12 protein-coding genes and 1 riboswitch are annotated in these 18,718 nt (G+C 48.6%); of the genes, 7 read left to right on the forward strand and 5 right to left on the reverse strand.

Annotated features, from left to right (window positions below):
* Positions 1-58 precede the first annotated feature (58 nt).
* Positions 59-1,669, reverse strand: a complete 1,611-nt coding sequence (locus tag N7U64_RS06375) for an alpha-glucosidase (protein ID WP_318928890.1) — start codon at positions 1,667-1,669, stop codon at positions 59-61.
* A 163-nt stretch (positions 1,670-1,832) separates the two neighbouring features.
* Here N7U64_RS06375 and N7U64_RS06380 point away from each other — a divergent pair, with 163 nt between their 5' ends.
* From N7U64_RS06380 to N7U64_RS06395, 4 genes are all read left to right on the forward strand, one after another.
* The gene (locus N7U64_RS06380) at positions 1,833-3,020 is read left to right on the forward strand and encodes an aminotransferase class I/II-fold pyridoxal phosphate-dependent enzyme (RefSeq protein WP_318928891.1); all 1,188 of its coding nucleotides are present in this window, start codon (positions 1,833-1,835) and stop codon (positions 3,018-3,020) included.
* A 62-nt stretch (positions 3,021-3,082) separates the two neighbouring features.
* A riboswitch (SAM riboswitch) is annotated at positions 3,083-3,186 on the forward strand.
* Positions 3,187-3,268: 82 nt separating this feature from the next.
* The gene (locus N7U64_RS06385; protein ID WP_318928892.1) at positions 3,269-4,282 is read left to right on the forward strand and encodes a methionine ABC transporter ATP-binding protein; all 1,014 of its coding nucleotides are present in this window, start codon (positions 3,269-3,271) and stop codon (positions 4,280-4,282) included.
* Positions 4,272-4,937: a methionine ABC transporter permease gene (locus N7U64_RS06390; protein ID WP_318928893.1), complete on the forward strand. Its 666-nt coding sequence runs from the start codon at positions 4,272-4,274 to the stop codon at positions 4,935-4,937. The genes N7U64_RS06385 and N7U64_RS06390 overlap by 11 nt, the downstream gene beginning before the upstream one ends.
* Positions 4,938-4,971: 34 nt before the next feature.
* Entirely contained in the window at positions 4,972-5,787 is an 816-nt protein-coding gene (locus N7U64_RS06395) for a MetQ/NlpA family ABC transporter substrate-binding protein (RefSeq protein ID WP_318928894.1), read from the forward strand.
* 243 nt (positions 5,788-6,030) lie between these two features.
* On the opposite strand, the gene N7U64_RS06400 is transcribed toward N7U64_RS06395, so the two are convergent.
* Complete coding sequence (locus N7U64_RS06400) at positions 6,031-6,909, reverse strand: CAP domain-containing protein (protein WP_318928895.1); 879 nt, start codon at positions 6,907-6,909, stop codon at positions 6,031-6,033.
* Positions 6,910-7,264: 355 nt separating this feature from the next.
* Between N7U64_RS06400 and N7U64_RS06405 the strand changes: the two genes are divergently transcribed.
* Positions 7,265-7,621 carry a hypothetical protein gene (locus tag N7U64_RS06405; protein ID WP_318928896.1) on the forward strand — a complete coding sequence of 119 codons (357 nt, stop codon included), beginning with the start codon at positions 7,265-7,267 and terminating at the stop codon, positions 7,619-7,621.
* Positions 7,622-7,644: 23 nt separating this feature from the next.
* On the opposite strand, the gene N7U64_RS06410 is transcribed toward N7U64_RS06405, so the two are convergent.
* On the reverse strand, positions 7,645-10,392 hold the full coding sequence (locus tag N7U64_RS06410) for a chitobiase/beta-hexosaminidase C-terminal domain-containing protein (RefSeq protein WP_318928897.1): 2,748 nt from the start codon (positions 10,390-10,392) through the stop codon (positions 7,645-7,647).
* A gap of 773 nt (positions 10,393-11,165) precedes the next feature.
* Here N7U64_RS06410 and N7U64_RS06415 point away from each other — a divergent pair.
* Both N7U64_RS06415 and N7U64_RS06420 read left to right on the forward strand, forming a co-directional pair.
* Positions 11,166-13,199 (forward strand): thioredoxin domain-containing protein, encoded by a 2,034-nt coding sequence (locus N7U64_RS06415; RefSeq protein WP_318928898.1) that lies wholly within the window; start codon positions 11,166-11,168, stop codon positions 13,197-13,199.
* A 197-nt stretch (positions 13,200-13,396) separates the two neighbouring features.
* Entirely contained in the window at positions 13,397-16,981 is a 3,585-nt protein-coding gene (locus N7U64_RS06420) for an SH3 domain-containing protein (protein ID WP_318928899.1), read from the forward strand.
* A 121-nt stretch (positions 16,982-17,102) separates the two neighbouring features.
* Here N7U64_RS06420 and N7U64_RS06425 read toward each other — a convergent pair whose 3' ends face one another.
* Both N7U64_RS06425 and N7U64_RS06430 read right to left on the reverse strand, forming a co-directional pair.
* The gene (locus N7U64_RS06425) at positions 17,103-18,188 is read right to left on the reverse strand and encodes a universal stress protein (protein WP_318928900.1); all 1,086 of its coding nucleotides are present in this window, start codon (positions 18,186-18,188) and stop codon (positions 17,103-17,105) included.
* The gene (locus N7U64_RS06430) at positions 18,185-18,706 is read right to left on the reverse strand and encodes a potassium-transporting ATPase subunit C (protein WP_318928901.1); all 522 of its coding nucleotides are present in this window, start codon (positions 18,704-18,706) and stop codon (positions 18,185-18,187) included. The genes N7U64_RS06425 and N7U64_RS06430 overlap by 4 nt, the downstream gene beginning before the upstream one ends.
* Between the last annotated feature and the right edge of the window lie 12 nt (positions 18,707-18,718).

Here is an 18,718-nt window from a genome sequence, read left to right on the forward strand (position 1 = left end):
CATTTAGAAATGAAGAGTAGAAGATGTCCGGATTTTTTCTGTTGACCGTCGCCGCCAGTTAAGGCATCTCATATTGGTACAATCGGGCTTCGTACGGTGCCAATCGATTGATGTCCGCGGTCTCATAATTCGTCAGAATCAACTGTTCTTCCGGTAAACCAAACGTCGTCGTCACCGGTTCATCATGGACGTTCAAGACGATCCGCCAAACCACTCCGCCCAGGACCCGTTCATAGACATACAGGTACGGATCCTGAATCGCCAGATCACGATAACCTCCGTAAACCATGACCGGATGAGTCTTCCGTAAATCAATCAGTTGCCGGTAAAACACCAGCACGGAATGCGGATCCTGTTCCGCTGTTTCGACGTTGATGTCACGGTAGTTCGGATTGACCGTCATCCATGGCGTCGCTGCGGTGAATCCGGCTGCTTTGCCGGTATTCCACTGCATCGGTGTCCGTGAATTATCTCGCGCCCGCAACTGCATCGAGGACAGGACGGTTCCGGGTGATTCGCCGGCGGCAATCCGTTCGGCGTATTGATTCCGAAATGCGACGTCCTGATAAGACTCGGGATCAGAAAAACGAATGCCGGTCATGCCGATTTCTTCCCCTTGATAAATGTACGGGATGCCCGGTAACGTGTGCAGCATCAAGCCCAGTAGCTTGGCACTTTCGACACGATACCGTTCGCTTCCGAACCGGGTCACCTGACGGGTGTGGTCATGGTTATTCAAAAACTGTGACGCGACTCCGCTCGGATAAAGCGCTTCGTACCAACGCTTCTGGATTTGTTTGAAGCGCGGTAAATCCATCGTCTCCATGTCATCCGCGACTTCGAAGTGAAACAGCGTCCGCAACTCATTCCGTTCCTCACCGACATACAGTAACCCGTCTTCCGGGCCGACGAACGGAATCTCACCGACGGTAAAGAGATCGGTTCCCGCCAGTACTTCCTGGTGCATCTCCTGCAAGAATTCATGAATGCCCGGCTGGTTCCCTAAGTAGGATAAATTCAGAGGATCTGCGACATCATCATACGTCGCCCGTTTCTTGATCAGGTTGATGACATCCATCCTAAAGCCGTCGATTCCTTTCTCGGCCCACCACCGCATCATCGTATACACAGCCTGCCGGACTGCAGGATGTTCCCAGTTCAAGTCCGGTTGCTCCGATGCAAAGGAATGGAAGTAATACTGCTGGCGTGTCTCATCCCACGTCCAAGGGCTCGGCGCAAAATACGACCGCCAATTGTTCGGCGGTGTTCCTTTGACCCCGTCCCGCCAAATGTACCAATCGGCTTTCTCGTTTGTCCGACTGCTGCGGGATTCTTTAAACCACGTATGTTGATCACTCGTATGATTGACTACCAAATCAAGGATCAGTTTCAATCCCCGTTCATGGGTGGACGCAATCAGTTCTTCCAAATCCGACATCGTTCCCGCCTTCGGCATAATCGAGTAATAATCCGAAATGTCGTATCCGTTATCGACATCCGGTGATGTATAACAGGGATTTAACCAGATGATATCGACACCCAGGGAAGCGATGTAATCGAGTTTTTCAATTACTCCGCGTAAATCGCCCATCCCGTCTCCGTTCGAATCTTTAAAACTGCGCCAATACACTTGATAGACAACGGCTTCTTTCCACCAGGCCCGATTCATCCCATCATCTCCTTTGTGATTCAATCGTATTCTAGTTTAGTGTATCAAAAACACGAAAGCCATCGGTTCTTTTTCCCAATTATCAGCAATTATTAAAAAACTCTTTTCTTTTTTCTGAAAATTCGTTATCCTTGACGACAATACCCAACAAGGAGGAAGACAGATGAAACATTTCGCCCCATCGATTGCGATTGATCGGTTACCCGCTCCGGTCTTCGCCGAGCTCGCCCAGCGGATCGGTGCCGTCAAGGCTGCCGGCCATGACGTCATCACGCTTGGTCAGGGAACACCCGATCAGACGACACCTGTACATATTCTGGATGCCTTGAAAGAGGCAATCAATGACGCTTCAAACCTCCAGTACCCGCCGTTTCGCGGACACGATTTCCTCAAACAGGCTGTCGCGGATTTTTATCAGTCAGAGTTTGGCGTAAACATCGATCCGGCCTCTGAAGTCGCCATTCTGCTCGGCAGCAAAGCCGGTATCGTCGCTTTACCGCAAACGATCGTCAATCCCGGTGAAGGTGTCATTGTTCCTGATCCCGGATACCCGGATTACTTATCCGGCGCCGCCCTTGCCGGAGCTTACCCGATAACATTGCCGCTCCTTGCGGAAAATGCCTTTTTACCTGACTACACGTTACTTGATACGACAGATGTCGAACGGGCCCGGATGTTGTTCCTCAACTACCCGAGCAATCCGACCGGAGCGACGGCGACAGCGGAAGCCTTCGAGCAAACGGTTTCCTTTGCTGATGCGAACGACATTTGCGTCGTCCACGACCTCGCCTACGGCGGAATCAGCTTCGACGGTCCGACCCGCAGTTTCCTCCAGACGGAAGGCGCAAAAGGCGTCGGAATCGAACTGTTTTCATTATCGAAACGTTTTAACATGTCCGGTTTCCGAATCGCCTTCGCCATCGGGAATCCGTCCGTCATCGCAAGTATCGAGACGTACCAGGAACACTTATACGTCAGTGCTTTCACACCGATTCAACAGGCAGCAACCGTCGCTCTTTCAAGCGATCAGACGTGTGTCCGCGAACTGAGCGCTCTGTATGAAGCCCGGCGTGATGCCTTGTTCGGCAAGTTACAGGAAATCGGTTGGGACGGACCGATCCCGGGCGGTTCGTTCTTCGTCTGGTTGCCGGTCCCGTCCGGCTACACGTCCCAAAGCTTTACCGATCACCTGCTCGACGAAGCGCATGTCGCCGTTACACCGGGACATTTCTTTGGCGAATACGGGGAAGGTTACGTCCGGATCAGCCTGATTGCTGACGCCGAACGACTCGTCGAAGCAACCGAACGGATTGGTCAATTGAATCTGTTTCGCCAGACCGTTGCGGAATAATTCTGAAAAAACGTTTGACAAATGGGAATGATTTCCGTTACAGTAAGTCCCAACAGCATATCTACTTATCGAGAGCGACCGAGGGATTAGGCCCAACGACGTCCGGCAACCACCTTTAAGGAACGGTGCCACATCCTACAGAATGTTTCATTCTGAGAGATAAGTTACGAAATTTTCACTTCGTCGCTTTTTTCTGGTTGCTCTTAACTGGAAAAAGGCGATTTTTTTGTATAGGGAGGAAACGACAGATGATTGAATTTAAAGGGATCACTAAACGGTTCGTTCGTGACCGGACACCCATTTTTGCCTTACGTGACGTCAATTTAACGATTCAGCAAGGTGAAATCTTTGGCATCATCGGTGAATCCGGTGCCGGAAAAAGCACCCTGCTCCGTCTGATCAACGGACTGGAGACACCGACACAAGGAACGGTTAAAGTATCGGGCACTAATCTGTCCGGCCTCTCCAAAGGCAGCTTACGCGAACTGCGTTTGAACATCGGGATGATTTTTCAACATTTCCAACTGATTCAATCCCGGAACGTCGCCGATAATATCGCCTTTGCCTTAAAGGCTGCCGGCGTCAAACGGACTGACTTCCCGCAACGGATCAAAGAGCTCGTCTCCCTGGTCGGACTCGAAGGCTTCGAGACGAATTTCCCGAGTCAGCTCAGCGGCGGTCAAAAGCAACGGGTCGGGATTGCCCGCGCCCTGGCGAATAACCCGAGCGTTCTGTTATGTGACGAAGCCACGTCCGCTCTTGACCCGGTCACGACGCTACAAATTCTCGAACTGCTGAAAGACTTGAATGAACGGCTTGGCCTGACGATCATTCTCATTACCCATGAAATCGATGTCGTCAAACAGATTTGTCACCGGGTTGCCGTCATGGCGCAAGGTGAAGTCGTTGAAGTCGCCCGTACATACGACCTGTTCAGTCAGCCGGCACATGATGTCACGAAACATTATGTCGATACGGCACTCCAGATCGAGTTACCGGAACGGATTTTGCGGACGACACCGGGGAAAATCATCCGCCTGCAATTCACGGGTGAGAAAACCGGTGAAAGTACGTTGTCGGAAGCAATCAAACAGTTTGATATTTCCGTCAGCATTCTCCACGGTAAGGTCGATTATATTCAAAACGTCGCATTCGGAGTGCTGATCGTCAGCCTGACCGGTCCGACCCTTCACGTGAACCGGGCCCTGACGTGGCTCGAAGAACAACTCCATACGCTTGAGGTGATTCAGGATGTGGCTTGAACGGATTGAAATCATGTTACCGGATCTTACGAAAGCGTTAGCGGAAACGGCTTTGATGGTCGGAATCTCACTTGGCTTCGCCCTCATCATCGGCATTCCACTCGGGATTCTGCTATTCATCACGGACCGGGGATTGTTTTTCCAGAACGTCGTCGTTCGCAGCATCTTGGACTTTTTCGTTAATATTGTCCGTTCGTTACCGTTCATCATTCTGCTCGTCGCGTTAATTCCGCTGACACAATTATTACTCGATAACACGATTGGACCGACAGCAGCTTCCGTCAGTCTGAGTGTCGCCGCCATTCCGTTTCTCGCCCGACTGGTCGAAACATCGCTTCGCGAGATTCCACCGGGATTGATTGAAGCAGCAGAAGCGTGTGGCGCGACACCGTTTCGGATCATCATCAGTGCACTCTTACCGGAGGCCCTTCCCGGCATCATTCAAGCCGTCACTTTGACGACCATCAGCCTGATCGGGTTTTCCGCCATGGCCGGTATCGTCGGTGGTGGCGGCGTCGGTGACCTGGCCATCCGCTTTGGCTATTACCGGTACGATAATGTCGTCATGATCGTGACAATTGTCGTCCTCGTCATCATTGTTCAAAGTATTCAAGGGCTTGGCAATGTTCTGGCCCGTCGTGCTGATAAACGTTAACCAAAAATAGAGAATCGTAAGGGAGAGAATGAATATGAAAAAACGTTATGCCTTTTTAGCAACAGGACTACTCGGAGCCGGAATTCTTGCCGGTTGCGGTGACAGCAGTGCCGAAGAAGAAAATAAATCGATCAAAATCGGGGCGACGAGCGGTCCTTACAGCGACATGGTCAAAGAAGCGATTCAACCCGGGCTTGAAAAGAAAGGCTACGACGTTGAAATCGTCGAGTTCGGCGATTATATTCAACCGAACATCGCGCTCGGCAGTGGCGATATTGACGCTAACTTGTTCCAACACTCGATTTACCTGAAGACGTTTGCCAAGGAAAAGAACCTCGATCTCAAAGGACTGATTACTGTCCCGACGGCGCCGATGGGATTATACAGCAAATCCTACAAATCGCTGGCTGACGTCAAGACGGGGGCGGAAGTCGCGACACCAAACGATCCGACGAACCAGGCCCGGGCACTGAATCTGCTGGCTGACCAAGGTTGGATTGAATTGAAAGCCGACACGGACCCACTGACGGTCTCTGAAAAAGATATCGTCAAGAATCCGAAGAAACTGGTCATCAAACCGCTCGAAGCCGCCCAACTGCCGCGTGCCATTGAAAGTGTCGACATCTCTGCCGTTCCGGGAAACTTTGCGTTAGCCGCGAAATTTGATTTACTGGATGCACTGGCACTTGAGAAAATGGACGAGCAGTACCGGAATCTGGTCGCCATTAAAACATCGAATGCCGATAAACAACTGGCGAAAGATTTGACGGCTGTCGTCAAATCGGATGACTTTAACAACGTCATCGAAAAATCATTTAAAGGATTCAGTAAACCGGACTGGGCAAAATAATCGAAGTTGTCCGCTCGCTTCATTAATATGCTGAACGGAAATATGCCGAACGAACCTCCTGATCACTCCTCCTTGTTTCAAGGGCGGAGACGCTTCAGGAGTTTTTTTGATTGAACAACTGTTTCGGACGTCACGACTTCTCCCTCGAGAAAAGCGAACGGACAGAAAACAGAATTCTTCCCATCAAAAAAAACCTCAATCCTGCTTTCGCAAAATCGAGGTCATACGTACTATTCCTTGTTTTTACGGTGTCCGGAAATTAATCGTAAAGTACGGTGCATTGTCACGGAATGCCACACCGGTATCCGCCTGTTTAAAGTCCTTGTTCATGATGTTATCACGGTGCCCTTTTGAGTTCATCAAGCCCCAGTGCGCTGCAAAGACATTCGGATAGCCCATCGACAGGTTTTCTCCGGCTGCCGAGAAGCGAATTCCGTTTTCTTTCATCCGGTCAAACGGGTCACGTCCTTCCGGATCGGTATGAGAGAAGAAATTGTTTTTCGCCATGTTCTCACTGTGCGCCCGTGTGACGGGTTTAAGTGCATTATACGGCGCAAGCGCTCCGAGCTTATAATCGGCCCGGTCCCAGTTCATCAGACGCAACATCAGCTTCTCATCCGTCGTTCGCAATGCACTTGACGCTTTGCCGTAAAATCCGATTTTTTTCGCTTCGACTTCTTTTGGGATTGCGAGTGTCGCTTTAACTTTGTTGCCGTCGTGCTGATCAAAGAAATACGTCACGTACCGGTCATTTTTTTCATAGACCGCGGCATGATCGAGGTTCAGCAGATAGTTCGTATTCCCTTTCCGGTACGACTTGACAGCTTTCCAGCCTTTTTTCGCAAGGGTAGCTTCCGTATCTTTGTTTAAAACGGCTCCTTGTGTCGTCACACCGTTTTTCGAACGGTACTTTCCATAATCCTTACCATCTTTCGTCAACGCTACGAATTCCTCCGTCGCCGTCCGCCTCACTTCCCAGTCATAACCAGGGTATTCACTCGTATATCGATCAATCAGCGTTCCGCCGCTTTTCGGATAATCCGCTTCTGCTTGTTCCATCGGCATGTTCTCATAACTAAAGAAAGCGACAGCTGCTATTCCAAGTACTAACCACTTTTTCATTCGTTTGCCTCCTCGCTTCTTCCATTGACTTAATTTTAAAAGAAACCCGCCCGTTCGAACAGTCTAAGCTGTCGTTTCAAGTGAAATCACATGATTCAGCATTTTACTTCACACCTTCGACACATCTAATGCCTCTTGTGTAAAAAAGGTCTGATGTCTTTATCCATCACATTCTCACACCATTATCATACATAAAATAAACTATTTTTCCCCTGTTGTTAAAATGTGTGAACATTCTTTTATTTTCATTCCTTTTAAATGTTGTTGCCGTTCCCGAAAACCCTCGCTATCATTAGAATTCGTAAGGAAAAAATAAGGGAATTCTATATAATATCTACTTCCAAAGGAGTATGCCATGATTCTACTTTATTTTATCTATGAATCGATTACATTTTTACCGATTCAACAATATCTGTTTTCCGGATGGCTCATTTTAGTTTTGTTGACTGTCTCATTTAGTCTCGCCAATGCGCATGAAGAAGTCCATATCAGTCAACGGTTCGGTTTCGAATTGCTTGTCCCCGGTGTCGGTCATCTGTTACGCAAACAATTTCTTCCTGGCCTTGCGATTATCCTGTTATTAATCATCATTCATTTTACGTATATGTTCCGTGTCGTCCCATTAAACCTCGCGCTACTGCTTACCCTCTCGATTAGTCTGTTGTCCTTCTTCTCTCTCTTTATTCGAACACACAAAAAAGCGGACAATTAAGTCCGCTTTTTCGATACAGTCGTTTAGTATTTTGTTGTTTCTTTTAATTTATAACCGTTCGATAGTTCAAGCCAAATCGTTTTGCCTTTTTTCGTTTTCACCTGGATGTACGGACGACCTTGAGAAACACGCAGTTCAAGTAAATCTCCTTGCTGATCGGCATGTGTTTCGCTTGCCTTGTCCCATTTACCGGCGAGTTGACGCTCGATGAAGATATGCTTTCCTTTTTGAACGGCACGCCATTTTCCGATTTCTGCTTTACCGTTGACTGCAACGGCGCTTTCCATTCCTTGAATCGAGATGATGGCTGGATCGTGGTCACTTGCGCTGCCGTCTGCTTCCATATAATCCGAGTTGATGTTGACGATATCAGAAGATGTATACGGCTTCAGGTTTTTCGAAATCAGGACATGGTCGAGCACCTGTGCGTTTCCGTTATAGACGTAAGAATAACGTTCCGATTTCGGAAGATCATCAACTGTATTCCAGAGATTGTCGCCTTTTAAGATGTCGAGTGTTTTCGAGAACTGGAAGTCGTTTAAGTCACCCAGTACGACGACGTTCGAATCTTTGACTTCTGTTTCAAGTTCATTAACGAAGTTTTGGACGATCTGTGCAATCGCATGACGCTGGACTTCACTCTTACGAACGACCGGTTGATTTTTCCCGAAGTCCGCTCCGTCGCCACCTTTTGAGTTAAAGTGGTTGACGATAACATGATACGATTCGCCTTTGAAGATGAATTCTCCGACGAGTGGTTTCCGTGAGCTTGCGAAGTTTGGATCGTTCGGCTGAATCCGACCAGGGTTGCTCGTCAACTTACCGTTTTCAACGGCAACGGCTTCCGTCGCTGTTCCTTTTTCACCTGGTGCAAGGGAAACACGGGCCGGGTTGTATAAGAAACCGACACGGATATTTCCGCCCGGTTGTCCGCCGTCTTTTTTGTCTTCCGGCGCGATATCCGTATACGCATAACGGACACCTGTTTTCGCTTCAATCGCTGCAATCAATGTCTCAAATGATTTCGATGCATCGACCGTACCGCTGTCTGTCGCCCCATCGTTATCCTGCATTTCTGTCAAACCGACGATATCCGGTGTTTTCAGGAATGTCGCGATGCCTTCCGATACACGGTCGACTTTTCCGGCATCTGCCGTCGAAGCAAAGTTTTCCACGTTGTATGAAGCAACCGTCAGACGCGAATCGCCCGTTTCAATGTTCGTCGGTTGACGATCAACTTCACTCGTAATCAACTTCGGCAGATCCGCTGCTTTCGCGAGCACTTTATATGCCGAATAGTTATAGCTCATGACACCTTCGATTGTTCCTTCGAAACGGTCCCCTGATTTCGCACGGTACGAGCTGCTGCCCATCTCAACAAACAGTCGCTCCGGGTTGGCATTATCCGCTGTCAGGATTGGTGTACCGCGTTTCGTATAGACTTTATCCGCTGTTTGCGTCCGGACCGGAATCGTCCGGTTGGCCTGTGGTCCCGTGACGATGGCATTTGGAAGCGCAACACGCATGCCTTCAACACTTTCGTATAAATCAATCGCATCTTCAGCCGGATCAAATTCAGCAAATGAATCGTTGTCGATGACTTGCGTCGGAATCAGGACACCGTTTTCCCCAAGAACGATACTTGCCGGCAATCCTGTATTCAATGCACCTTTTACGAGATTGACTGTACTGATTTCCGTAACCGCGAGATCCGTATCAAACTTGTCGCTGTATCCGCCAAGCAACCATTCTTTGACATACCCCGTCGTTGCAACGGTCTGTCCGACTGCTGCACCGTGATTTTTCGCGTAGACCAGAACCCCTTCAGAGGTCTTGCTGTTGTTATCCGGATTCGGATCCTGCATGTAAAAGTTGTTGGCATCGACGACATAGGTGACGACACCCGTCGTCCGGACGAGTTGATCCGCGTATGGTGATGTATGTGCGACTCCTTGAATGCTGCTGATTTTCGTGATAGGAGGTGCGATGTAGTATTTGAATGTCGAAACAGCAGACGTTTTTCCGTCTTTGACAGCTACTGCCTGAATCGTCATTTCTTCATTAATTGTAATCGGACCCGAGTAGACCGGACTCTCAGCAGTCGGTGTTGATCCGTCAACGGTATAATGAATCGTACCTTCTCCGTTTAACGTCACTTGATCGCCGCGATCGACTTCTCCGACCGGTGATGCCGTCGGTGCGACTAAAATGTCTCCGGCTTCAGCAGCGTGCGTCCCGAGATTTGTTAACGTGTCGACCGGGAAGCTTGTCCATTGTGACGGTTCGTATGTTTTCGAACCGGCTGTTACGTTTGAGTTCCGGACAAGTGTCGTATCTTTCGCGAAATCAGCACTGGAGCCGACCGGACCGATGATATCAAGGACGACATCACCCTTTTTCAAGGCAACCGGATCGTTTCCGTTAAAGTTGAGTGAACCTGTTGTTTGTTGGGCTTTTCCTTTAATGTCTGCGTTTGCACTTGAATTGGCGATGACAAATGTTTTCCCCGGCTCAAGCGTTCCGGACAGGGTAATTTTTGACTCTGTCGGTCCACCATTCGTATATTGAACAAGCGTGTAATCTGAAAGATTAATGATTTGACCCGAACCATTATAAATTTCAATCGCTTTGTTGTTGCTTGACCCCTCTATGTACTCGGACAAGATGACGCCTTCGCCTTCTGCCCCGACCGTAATGCCTGCTTGTGGAAGAATTCCTGCTGTTAATGCTCCGACCAATGCCCACTTCCCAAACGTACTGACGTTCTTCATGATGTTGACCCCCTATGAATTTTCTGACACTTCTTTATATTATCAGATTAATTCATGAATAGTGTATATTTTATGTAAAAAAAGACACTAATATTCGTAAAAGAATTAATTGTTAACGCTTACAAAAAATAATCATTCGTCTTTACGTAAAGAATGTTAAGATTCATTTGTATATTAATTTTAAAAAAAGGCATAAAAAAAACGCCTTTTCAGCGTGTCTGTTTTTTAGGTGTCATGAGAATCGAGGATACAGGTGATCAAAACACCTGAAACGACGAAAGCCCTACCTCTCTTTCGTTGTTACGGCTCCTTGGCCGCGCCAGCTGAATCAAGCGTTTTAGCAAGAATCAAGTTACGCGTTGGGTTGCGTATTTACTGGGATTTTTAGAATTTCGCTCGGAAATGAGCTGAAAAGTATCGAATGGAAGGTTTATCTTGCTGGGTCAACTTCTTCTCGTTCAACAGAAGAAGGACAAAATAAAAGCGATGACTTATGTCTGACTCATTTGTCAGTAAGGTCTAAAAATCCTGACCTGATTATTAAATTGTGTATTTTTGTGATGGATTCTCACATGAGTGATCATCCCCGATTCATGACAAAATTTAATATACCACGTTTTATTTTATAAAGTCAATCTTTTTTAAGAAACTTCTATTTTGGATACGGGTCCTTTTGTTGATTCATCTCCCGAACACCGGTATCGTTATGGTTATCAAAAGACGACTGACTATTACTGACTGACTATTACTATAGAAGAAACGAGGTTTTAGAGATGGCGACGAATCGACTGATCAATGAAAAAAGTCCTTATTTACTCCAACACGCCACCAATCCGGTTGATTGGTATCCATGGGGGGAAGAAGCGTTTGCCGCTGCCCGTTCGGCGAACAAACCGATTTTCCTGTCGATCGGCTATTCGACCTGTCATTGGTGCCATGTTTTGGCACACGAAAGCTTCGAAGACGAAGAAACGGCCCGGATGCTGAATGACCGGTTCATCTCGATCAAAGTCGACCGGGAAGAACGACCGGATATCGATCAGATTTATATGACGGCGGCCCAACTGATGAACGGACAGGGCGGTTGGCCGCTCAGCGTCTTCATGTCCCCCGATCAGACGCCGTTTTACATCGGCACCTATTTTCCGAAGACACCGCAGTTCAACCGCCCGAGCTTCCGGCAGGTTCTGTTGCAACTCAGTGAACATTACCGGACCGATCCGGACAAAATCAAACGGGTCGGACAGGAAATCATTCAGGCGTTAACGGCGGTCACGACCTTCGACTCAGAAGATTCCTTGGATGAGGCATTGGTCCACGAGACATTTGATCAGGCGATGCGTCAGTTTGACGTGGAGAACGGCGGGTTTGGAACAGCTCCTAAGTTCCCCTCGCCTTCGTTGCTGACTTTCCTGCTCGATTATTACCGGTTCGCAGAAGATGAGACGGCTTTGCAGATGGTCATGCGGACCTTAACCGCGATGCGGGATGGCGGAATCACCGATCACGTTGGATTCGGTCTTTACCGGTATACGGTCGATGAACGTTGGGAAATCCCTCATTTTGAAAAAATGTTGTATGACAATGCCTTATTTGCGACATTATGTATCGAAACGTATCAAGTATCCGGCAGAGAACGGTTTAAACAATATGCAGAAGAAATTTTTGCGTACATCGAACGCGATTTGTCCTCTCCGGACGGTGCGTTTTATTCAGCGGAAGATGCGGATAGCGAAGGTCGCGAAGGACTGTTTTATACGTTCACATTCGATGAACTGACGGATTTACTCGGACAAGAGGCTGTTTTTCCTTCACTCTATCAAGCCACGCCTCAAGGAAACTTCGAAGGACGGATTGTTTTTCGTCGGACCGGTCAATCGATTCAGCAATTGGCGGCTGATCGGAATACCTCTGTTCAAGACATCCTGATCCAACTTGAGCAGGAGCGCCGGACCTTGTTGCTCTTACGTAGTCAACGGACCCGTCCGTTCCGTGACGATAAGGTCTTGACCTCCTGGAACGCCTTGATGATTTCTGCCTACGCAAAAGCAGGACGTGTTTTTAACAATGACCGGTATACAGAGCGTGCCCGGCAGGCATTGACGTTTCTTGAAACACATTTGATGAACGACGACCGGTTACACGTCCGGTATCGTCAAGGTCATGTTCAAGGAAACGGTTATCTCGATGACTACAGTTTCTTGACGGAAGCTTATCTCGAGCTGCATCAAACGACACAGTACATCCCCTATCTCAAGCAGGCAATCCGGCTGACGGAACGGATGATCGGGGACTTCTCTGACGAAGACGGCAGCTTTTTCTTTACTTCATTTGAGGACGACACGTTACTCGTACGGCCGAAAGATGTCTATGATGGCGTCAAACCGGCCGGTAACAGCACGGCTGTCTCGAATCTGCTTCGTTTATCACAGCTGACAGGCCGGACCGGCTACCGGGATCAGGCACAGCGGAGCTTCTCGACGCTTGCTTCCGAAATTAAATCTCAACCGACAGGTTTCGCCAGTCTTCTGAGTGTCTACACCCGGACCTTGATGGAACCAAAAGAATTGATCGTGTTGACGGAATCTTACGAGGATGTCGCCTCGTTTCTGATACAGCTCCATCAACGCCGGTTGCCTGAACTTTCACTGCTCGTCGGTTCAAAAACGGATTTGCTCGAAATCGCTCCATTCCTTGCTACGTATGATCCCCCGACTCAACAGGCGACAGCCTATCTTTGTCATGATTTTCAATGCGATCGACCGACGACTAATCTGTCGGAACTTTTTCAAAAAATCATGATATGACTTAATCCCTTCTGTTTCCTAAAACAGAAGGGATTTTCAAAAAACTAAACCCCTTTTTTCAAAAAAATTCTAAATATACTGTAGATAAATGTTTTATTGTCGATAGTAAGTATAGGCAAATTAATTTCACATCTTAGAATTGACATCCTAGAGCCCGAAACGTCTTCGGACGAATTCTAACTAGGAGGATACGATCTTTGAACACGACACTATTCACGAAACCCTTGAAGATGCTGGTCAGCTTTATCCTGGTCCTCGGCATACTTGTTTCTTACAGCCCTTCACTCGAAGCTGCGACGACCAAAGCAACGACCTACCGTCTGTCTGCCGATACTTATCTGTATGACAAGACGACATCTTCACGGAAACGCTTGTTGACGATCAAGACCGGAACTATCGTTTCATCCACGTATGAGTCGTCTTCTGGCTATTTCAGAAGAGTAGCATACGGCGGAAAAACGGGATATGTCGCGTCAAAATATCTAACAGCATTTGATCAGAAAGAAACGATTAAAGGACAACGGTTCCTCGTTTCGAAAAAGACGACCCTTCATACGTCGGCGTCGGCGACAGCTCCTGTCATCGCTACTTTAAATGAACAGGACGCGTACTACAGTTCACAAAAAATCACGAATTCGTTCGGCGAAATCTGGTACCGTGTTAAGTTTGACGGCAAGACTGTTTATGCCCGTGCCTTGAACACGACACCGATCTCCTATACGAAAATGTCGAAAACTGCTTTAAAGACGACAGACGGTTACATTCTCCGTCAATATGCCGGTACAGCCTATCCGCGGCAGATTGTCGTTCCAACAGGGACTTCCCTGCAAACGACCGGACGAATCGGTGACTGGTACAACGTCACGTATGCAGGTAAGTCAGGTTATATGCACAAAGGGGCGTTCGCCGGCTCTTCTAAACAAGAAGTGACGACGATTCCGGAAACGGCGTTCCAGACGAAATCCGCTCTTGTCCTGTACGATACGACGGACGGAACAAAACGTCCGCTCGTCACGCTTCCAAAAGGAGCAATCGTTAAATCGACTGCAATTTCGGGTCTCTATCATCGTGTCACGTATGACGGGAAAACAGGTTACGTCTTGACTGCTGCTTTGAAAGAGTACACGACGAAGGTCAAGTTAGCCTCGTCACGCTTCCTGTTGTCGAATTCGGTTGAAGTCAAAGCTACACCGGTTTCTTCCGCTGCGACACTTGCCAGCCTGCAAACAGGAAACGTCTACTACACGACGCAACTTGTGACAAATCCGCTTGGCGAGCAATGGCATAAAGTCTCAAAAGACGGCAAAACCGGTTATGTCAAAGTCAATCAGGGAAAAACGATCAAGTATTATACGGTCCATGATCTTTCTCTAAAGACAACGACAGCAACGGCCTTGCACTCGTATGCCGGTCCTTCGTACGGTGTCATTAAAACGATTCCAAACGGGACCGTCGTCAAAATCCACGGACAGATCGGCAACTGGTATAAAGTCTCTTATGACGGAAAATCAGGTTACGCAGCCGGTACGACCTTTACGGATTATGTGACGACACAACCGATTCCGGCGACCGATATCCAACTTGAAACGGATGTCGCGATGAAAGCAGCACCGAAAGCCAACGCTGCGACCGTCACGATGTTCAAGGCAAAGGATATCTATCAAACGAATCAACTCGTCACGAATGGTTCGTCTAAATGGCATCGTGTCATAAAAGACGGTCAGACAGGATACATCCCGGTCGATCAAGGGACACCTGTCGATTACAGTTCAGAGAACATGGCAATGAAAGCGACAGAAACGACTGTACTGCGTACATATGCAGGAAATTCATATGCAACTGTCGCAACCCTCGCGACAGGTACGAACGTTCAGGTCATCGGAAAAATTCAAGATTGGTACAAAGTAGCAGCGAACGGGAAAACCGGTTATGTTGTTGCGGATACGATGACTGAATTGATTACGAAAAAAACACTGCCGGCTTCACGATTCGTCTTATCGAAGTCAGTCGACGTAAAGAAATCGCATCACTCGACAGCCGATACGTTGACGACACTCTCGGCAAATGACGTCTACTATACGACACAAGTCATCACGAACGGTCGTGCAGAACAGTGGCACCGGATGACGATCGATGGAAAAACCGGTTACGTCCGCGTCAACCAAGGAACATCGATTGCCTACGAGGCCTTACCGGCAACAAAATACAAAACGTCAGCTACAACACCGCTCCGGTCTTATGCCGGACCATCTTACGCTCCCGTCACGACGATTCCGAACAAAACGGTCATCACGGTGACAGGACGAATCGGCAACTGGGTGAAGATCACCTATGCCGGTAAGAGCGGTTATGCGGCAGCGTCTACTTTGACGGAGTTTTCGGAGACGACGACGATTGCAGAAGCCCGCTTCCTGCTCGACGCTCCGGTTGCTGTCAAAAGCGATGCCAAAGATACAGCGGCGACCATCACCAACTTAAACAAAGGTAATGTCTACACGACGAAAACGCTTGTGACGACATCTGCCAATGGTCAGTGGCATCAAGTCACGGTCAACGGAAAAACAGGTTATATCAAGCTTGGTCAACCGACTTCACCCATCGCTTATGAGCCGATCGAAAAATCGTTTGTCCGGGCAACCGGAACGACTTCGCTCCGGTCTTATGTCGGGGATGCGTATCAACTCGTCGCTTCCGTTCCTGTGAATACGGTTTTACCGGTCACCGGAAAAATCGGCAGCTGGTATGAAGTTTCTTATGAAGGGAAGACGCTTTATGCGTATAACGGGACAATGGTCATGACATCAGCCAAGCTGAACGTCTATAATTCAGTCGCAACACCGTATACGTTTGACAGCTTCATCAGTGCCCAAATGAAACTGAATCCTCCCCCGCAAACCGATTTATATGCTTCAAAACTGATGTATGTCAGTGCGGACTATGTTCGCCTCGGCGGTTCCCTCGATCCGGTCAATGGAACGATTGCCACGGTCACGGCAACGACACCGCTGAACATCCGCTCCGGTGCGACGACGGCCAGTCACGTCTATGGTCAGTTCAAACCGAATGCGATGATTAAGGTCTACCAAAACGTCAGCGGGTTCTACACGACGTATCCGCGTGTCTACACAACGACGACAAAGTATTCAACGATTTACTGGTTGAACGCACTGGAAGCCGATGTCCGGAATGCAGCGGATCCGCTCAAAGTTGACCGTCAATCGTCTGCCTATTACCAGTTCCTTGATCTATCCAAATCAACAGGTGCTTCAGCGGCGACGTTGAACAACATCCTCGCGACAAAAGGTATCTTCGGTAAATGTACGACAGGAAGTTGCGGACAAGCTTTCATCGATGCCGGCGCGAAGTATTCGGTCAACGAAGCGTACCTCATCTCACATGCTTTACTCGAGACAGGGAACGGGACGTCGAAACTAGCGACAGGCGTCGTTTGGAACGGACGAACGGTCTACAACATGTACGGAATCGGCGCGTATGACTACGATGCCATCAATACAGGTGCTGCGTATGCGTACAGCAAAGGATGGTTCACACCGGAAGCCGCCATCGTCGGTGGTGCGGAATTCATCAGTACGACATACATCCACAATGCTTACGACCAAAACACGCTCTACAAAATGCGTTGGAGTCCGATGCGTCCGGGTGTTCACCAGTACGCGACGGATATGGGCTGGGCGGTCAAACAAACCACCCAAATCTACAAGCTCTATGAACAGATGGACAGCTATACGGCTGTCTTTGATATTCCAGTCTTTACGCGTTAAGAACTACAAAAAAATCCAGACATTGAATCCATCGATTCGTGGTCTGGATTTTTTTTGTGTGCTTTGACCGCCACCATCTGACGGAAGACGTCTCCTGCATTTACGCGGAAGAGACACCCTGTCAGACTTGATCATCTGCGACGATTTGCAAATCAATGCCCCGGTTTTGACGCATGATTTGATTGACGATCGATCCACGCCGGATCTCCTGCCACCGGGTCCGTGCGGATTGACCGAGCACGATTTGTGTGATGCGATGATGTTTTGCGGCTGCCGTGATGGTTTCCGCAATCGAACGTTCCCCTTGAATCCGAATTAAGACTTCTGCGTCAAACAGGGCTCCACTTTCGCGTAACATCGCCAGTACTTCTTTTTGCGATGCCGCCAATTGGTTTTCCGGCTTGGGTAGAATCGTCAAAATATAAAGATCGGCTTTCATCCGGCTCGCCATCCGAAATCCGCGATAGATCAACTTTCGCGCATTTTCATTCAACTGGACACAGACTAAAATTCGTTCCTGTAACAAGGTCGGATCTTTTTCGATCAAGAGACGGGCTTGATATACTTGATCGTCGACTTCATCCGCGACCTGCCGGAGTGATAACTCCCGTAAGCTCGCTAAGTTTTGCAAGGAGAAAAAAGAATTTAAGCTCTGTTCAATCTTCTCTTTTTTATAGATTTTTCCGTGTTCCAGTCGCTCGCGCAAGGTTTGCGGTGTCACGTCCACGAGTAGAATCTCATCCGCCTCCCCGAGGAAGGGATCCGGAATCCGCTCCCGGACTTCGACCCCTGTCATTTCTTTCACCTTAAACAGCAGGCTTTCGAAATGCTGGATGTTGACGGCTGAATAGACATTGATGCCCGCTTCAAGCAGGACGGAGACATCCTGATATCGTTTTTTCCGAATCGATCCCGGCGCATTCGTATGTGCCAGTTCGTCGATTAACACGATGTCCGGTTTGCGGGCAATGATCGCTTCGACGTTCACTTCAAGAAACACTTTCTCTTTATAGTGGACTTCGAGTAACGGCACCTGTTCGAGCCCCCCGATCATCTCTGCCGTATCCCGACGGCCGTGCGTCTCGATCAAACCGATGACGACATCCTTGCCTTCCCGGACCAACGCATGGGCATCCGCCAGCATCTTATACGTCTTCCCGACACCGGGAGCCGAGCCGATATACAGCTTCAGCTTTCCGCGTGTCATGATGGACTCCGATCAAGTTTCAGATTCAACATCAAAACGTTCACATATTGATTATTCCCTGCTTCCTGATCGATTAATCGCCGAACAGCATCACGCGAGAGATTTCGTTCGGTTGCAATCCGTTTGACCTGTGCCCGCGCATAGTCGAGCGAGATGTGCGGATCGAAGCCAGAACCGGACGTCACGCGGGCATCGTCCGGAAGCGAAGCGCCGTCCACTTGATTCTGTTTCGCGAATTCCGCCATCTTCTTGCCAAGCTCCGGGTTCGAAGCGGCCAGGTTATCCCCAGCAGATGATCCCGCTAATTGATCGACTGCTGACGGACGTCCGTGGAAATATTGTTTTGACGTGAAAGGTTGCGCAATCAATTCCGATCCGATGAATTTTCCATTTTCCTGCACCAGTGAACCGGCTGCTTTGTCCGGAACAAGTAATTGACCGAACAAGGTCAGCAAAGCGGGAAAAACAATCCCGCACAACGCAGTGACGAAGACCGTCACACGAATGGCCTGTTTCATGATTCTGTTCTC

The organism is Exiguobacterium sp. K1 (assembly GCF_033721435.1).
GTDB classification, from domain to species: domain Bacteria; phylum Bacillota; class Bacilli; order Exiguobacteriales; family Exiguobacteriaceae; genus Exiguobacterium_A; species Exiguobacterium_A artemiae.

What these genes read in the sequence shown, in the direction of transcription:
- N7U64_RS06385 (WP_318928892.1), top strand. Translation starts at nt 3,269, where the DNA reads ATGATTGAATTTAAAGGGATCACTAAACGGTTCGTTCGTGACCGGACA.
- N7U64_RS06415 (WP_318928898.1), top strand. Translation starts at nt 11,166, where the DNA reads ATGGCGACGAATCGACTGATCAATGAAAAAAGTCCTTATTTACTCCAA.
- N7U64_RS06425 (WP_318928900.1), bottom strand. Translation starts at nt 18,188, where the DNA reads ATGACACGCGGAAAGCTGAAGCTGTATATCGGCTCGGCTCCCGGTGTC.
- N7U64_RS06375 (WP_318928890.1), bottom strand. Translation starts at nt 1,669, where the DNA reads ATGAATCGGGCCTGGTGGAAAGAAGCCGTTGTCTATCAAGTGTATTGG.
- N7U64_RS06410 (WP_318928897.1), bottom strand. Translation starts at nt 10,392, where the DNA reads ATGAAGAACGTCAGTACGTTTGGGAAGTGGGCATTGGTCGGAGCATTA.
- N7U64_RS06405 (WP_318928896.1), top strand. Translation starts at nt 7,265, where the DNA reads ATGATTCTACTTTATTTTATCTATGAATCGATTACATTTTTACCGATT.
- N7U64_RS06390 (WP_318928893.1), top strand. Translation starts at nt 4,272, where the DNA reads ATGTGGCTTGAACGGATTGAAATCATGTTACCGGATCTTACGAAAGCG.
- N7U64_RS06430 (WP_318928901.1), bottom strand. Translation starts at nt 18,706, where the DNA reads ATGAAACAGGCCATTCGTGTGACGGTCTTCGTCACTGCGTTGTGCGGG.
- N7U64_RS06380 (WP_318928891.1), top strand. Translation starts at nt 1,833, where the DNA reads ATGAAACATTTCGCCCCATCGATTGCGATTGATCGGTTACCCGCTCCG.
- N7U64_RS06400 (WP_318928895.1), bottom strand. Translation starts at nt 6,909, where the DNA reads ATGAAAAAGTGGTTAGTACTTGGAATAGCAGCTGTCGCTTTCTTTAGT.
- N7U64_RS06395 (WP_318928894.1), top strand. Translation starts at nt 4,972, where the DNA reads ATGAAAAAACGTTATGCCTTTTTAGCAACAGGACTACTCGGAGCCGGA.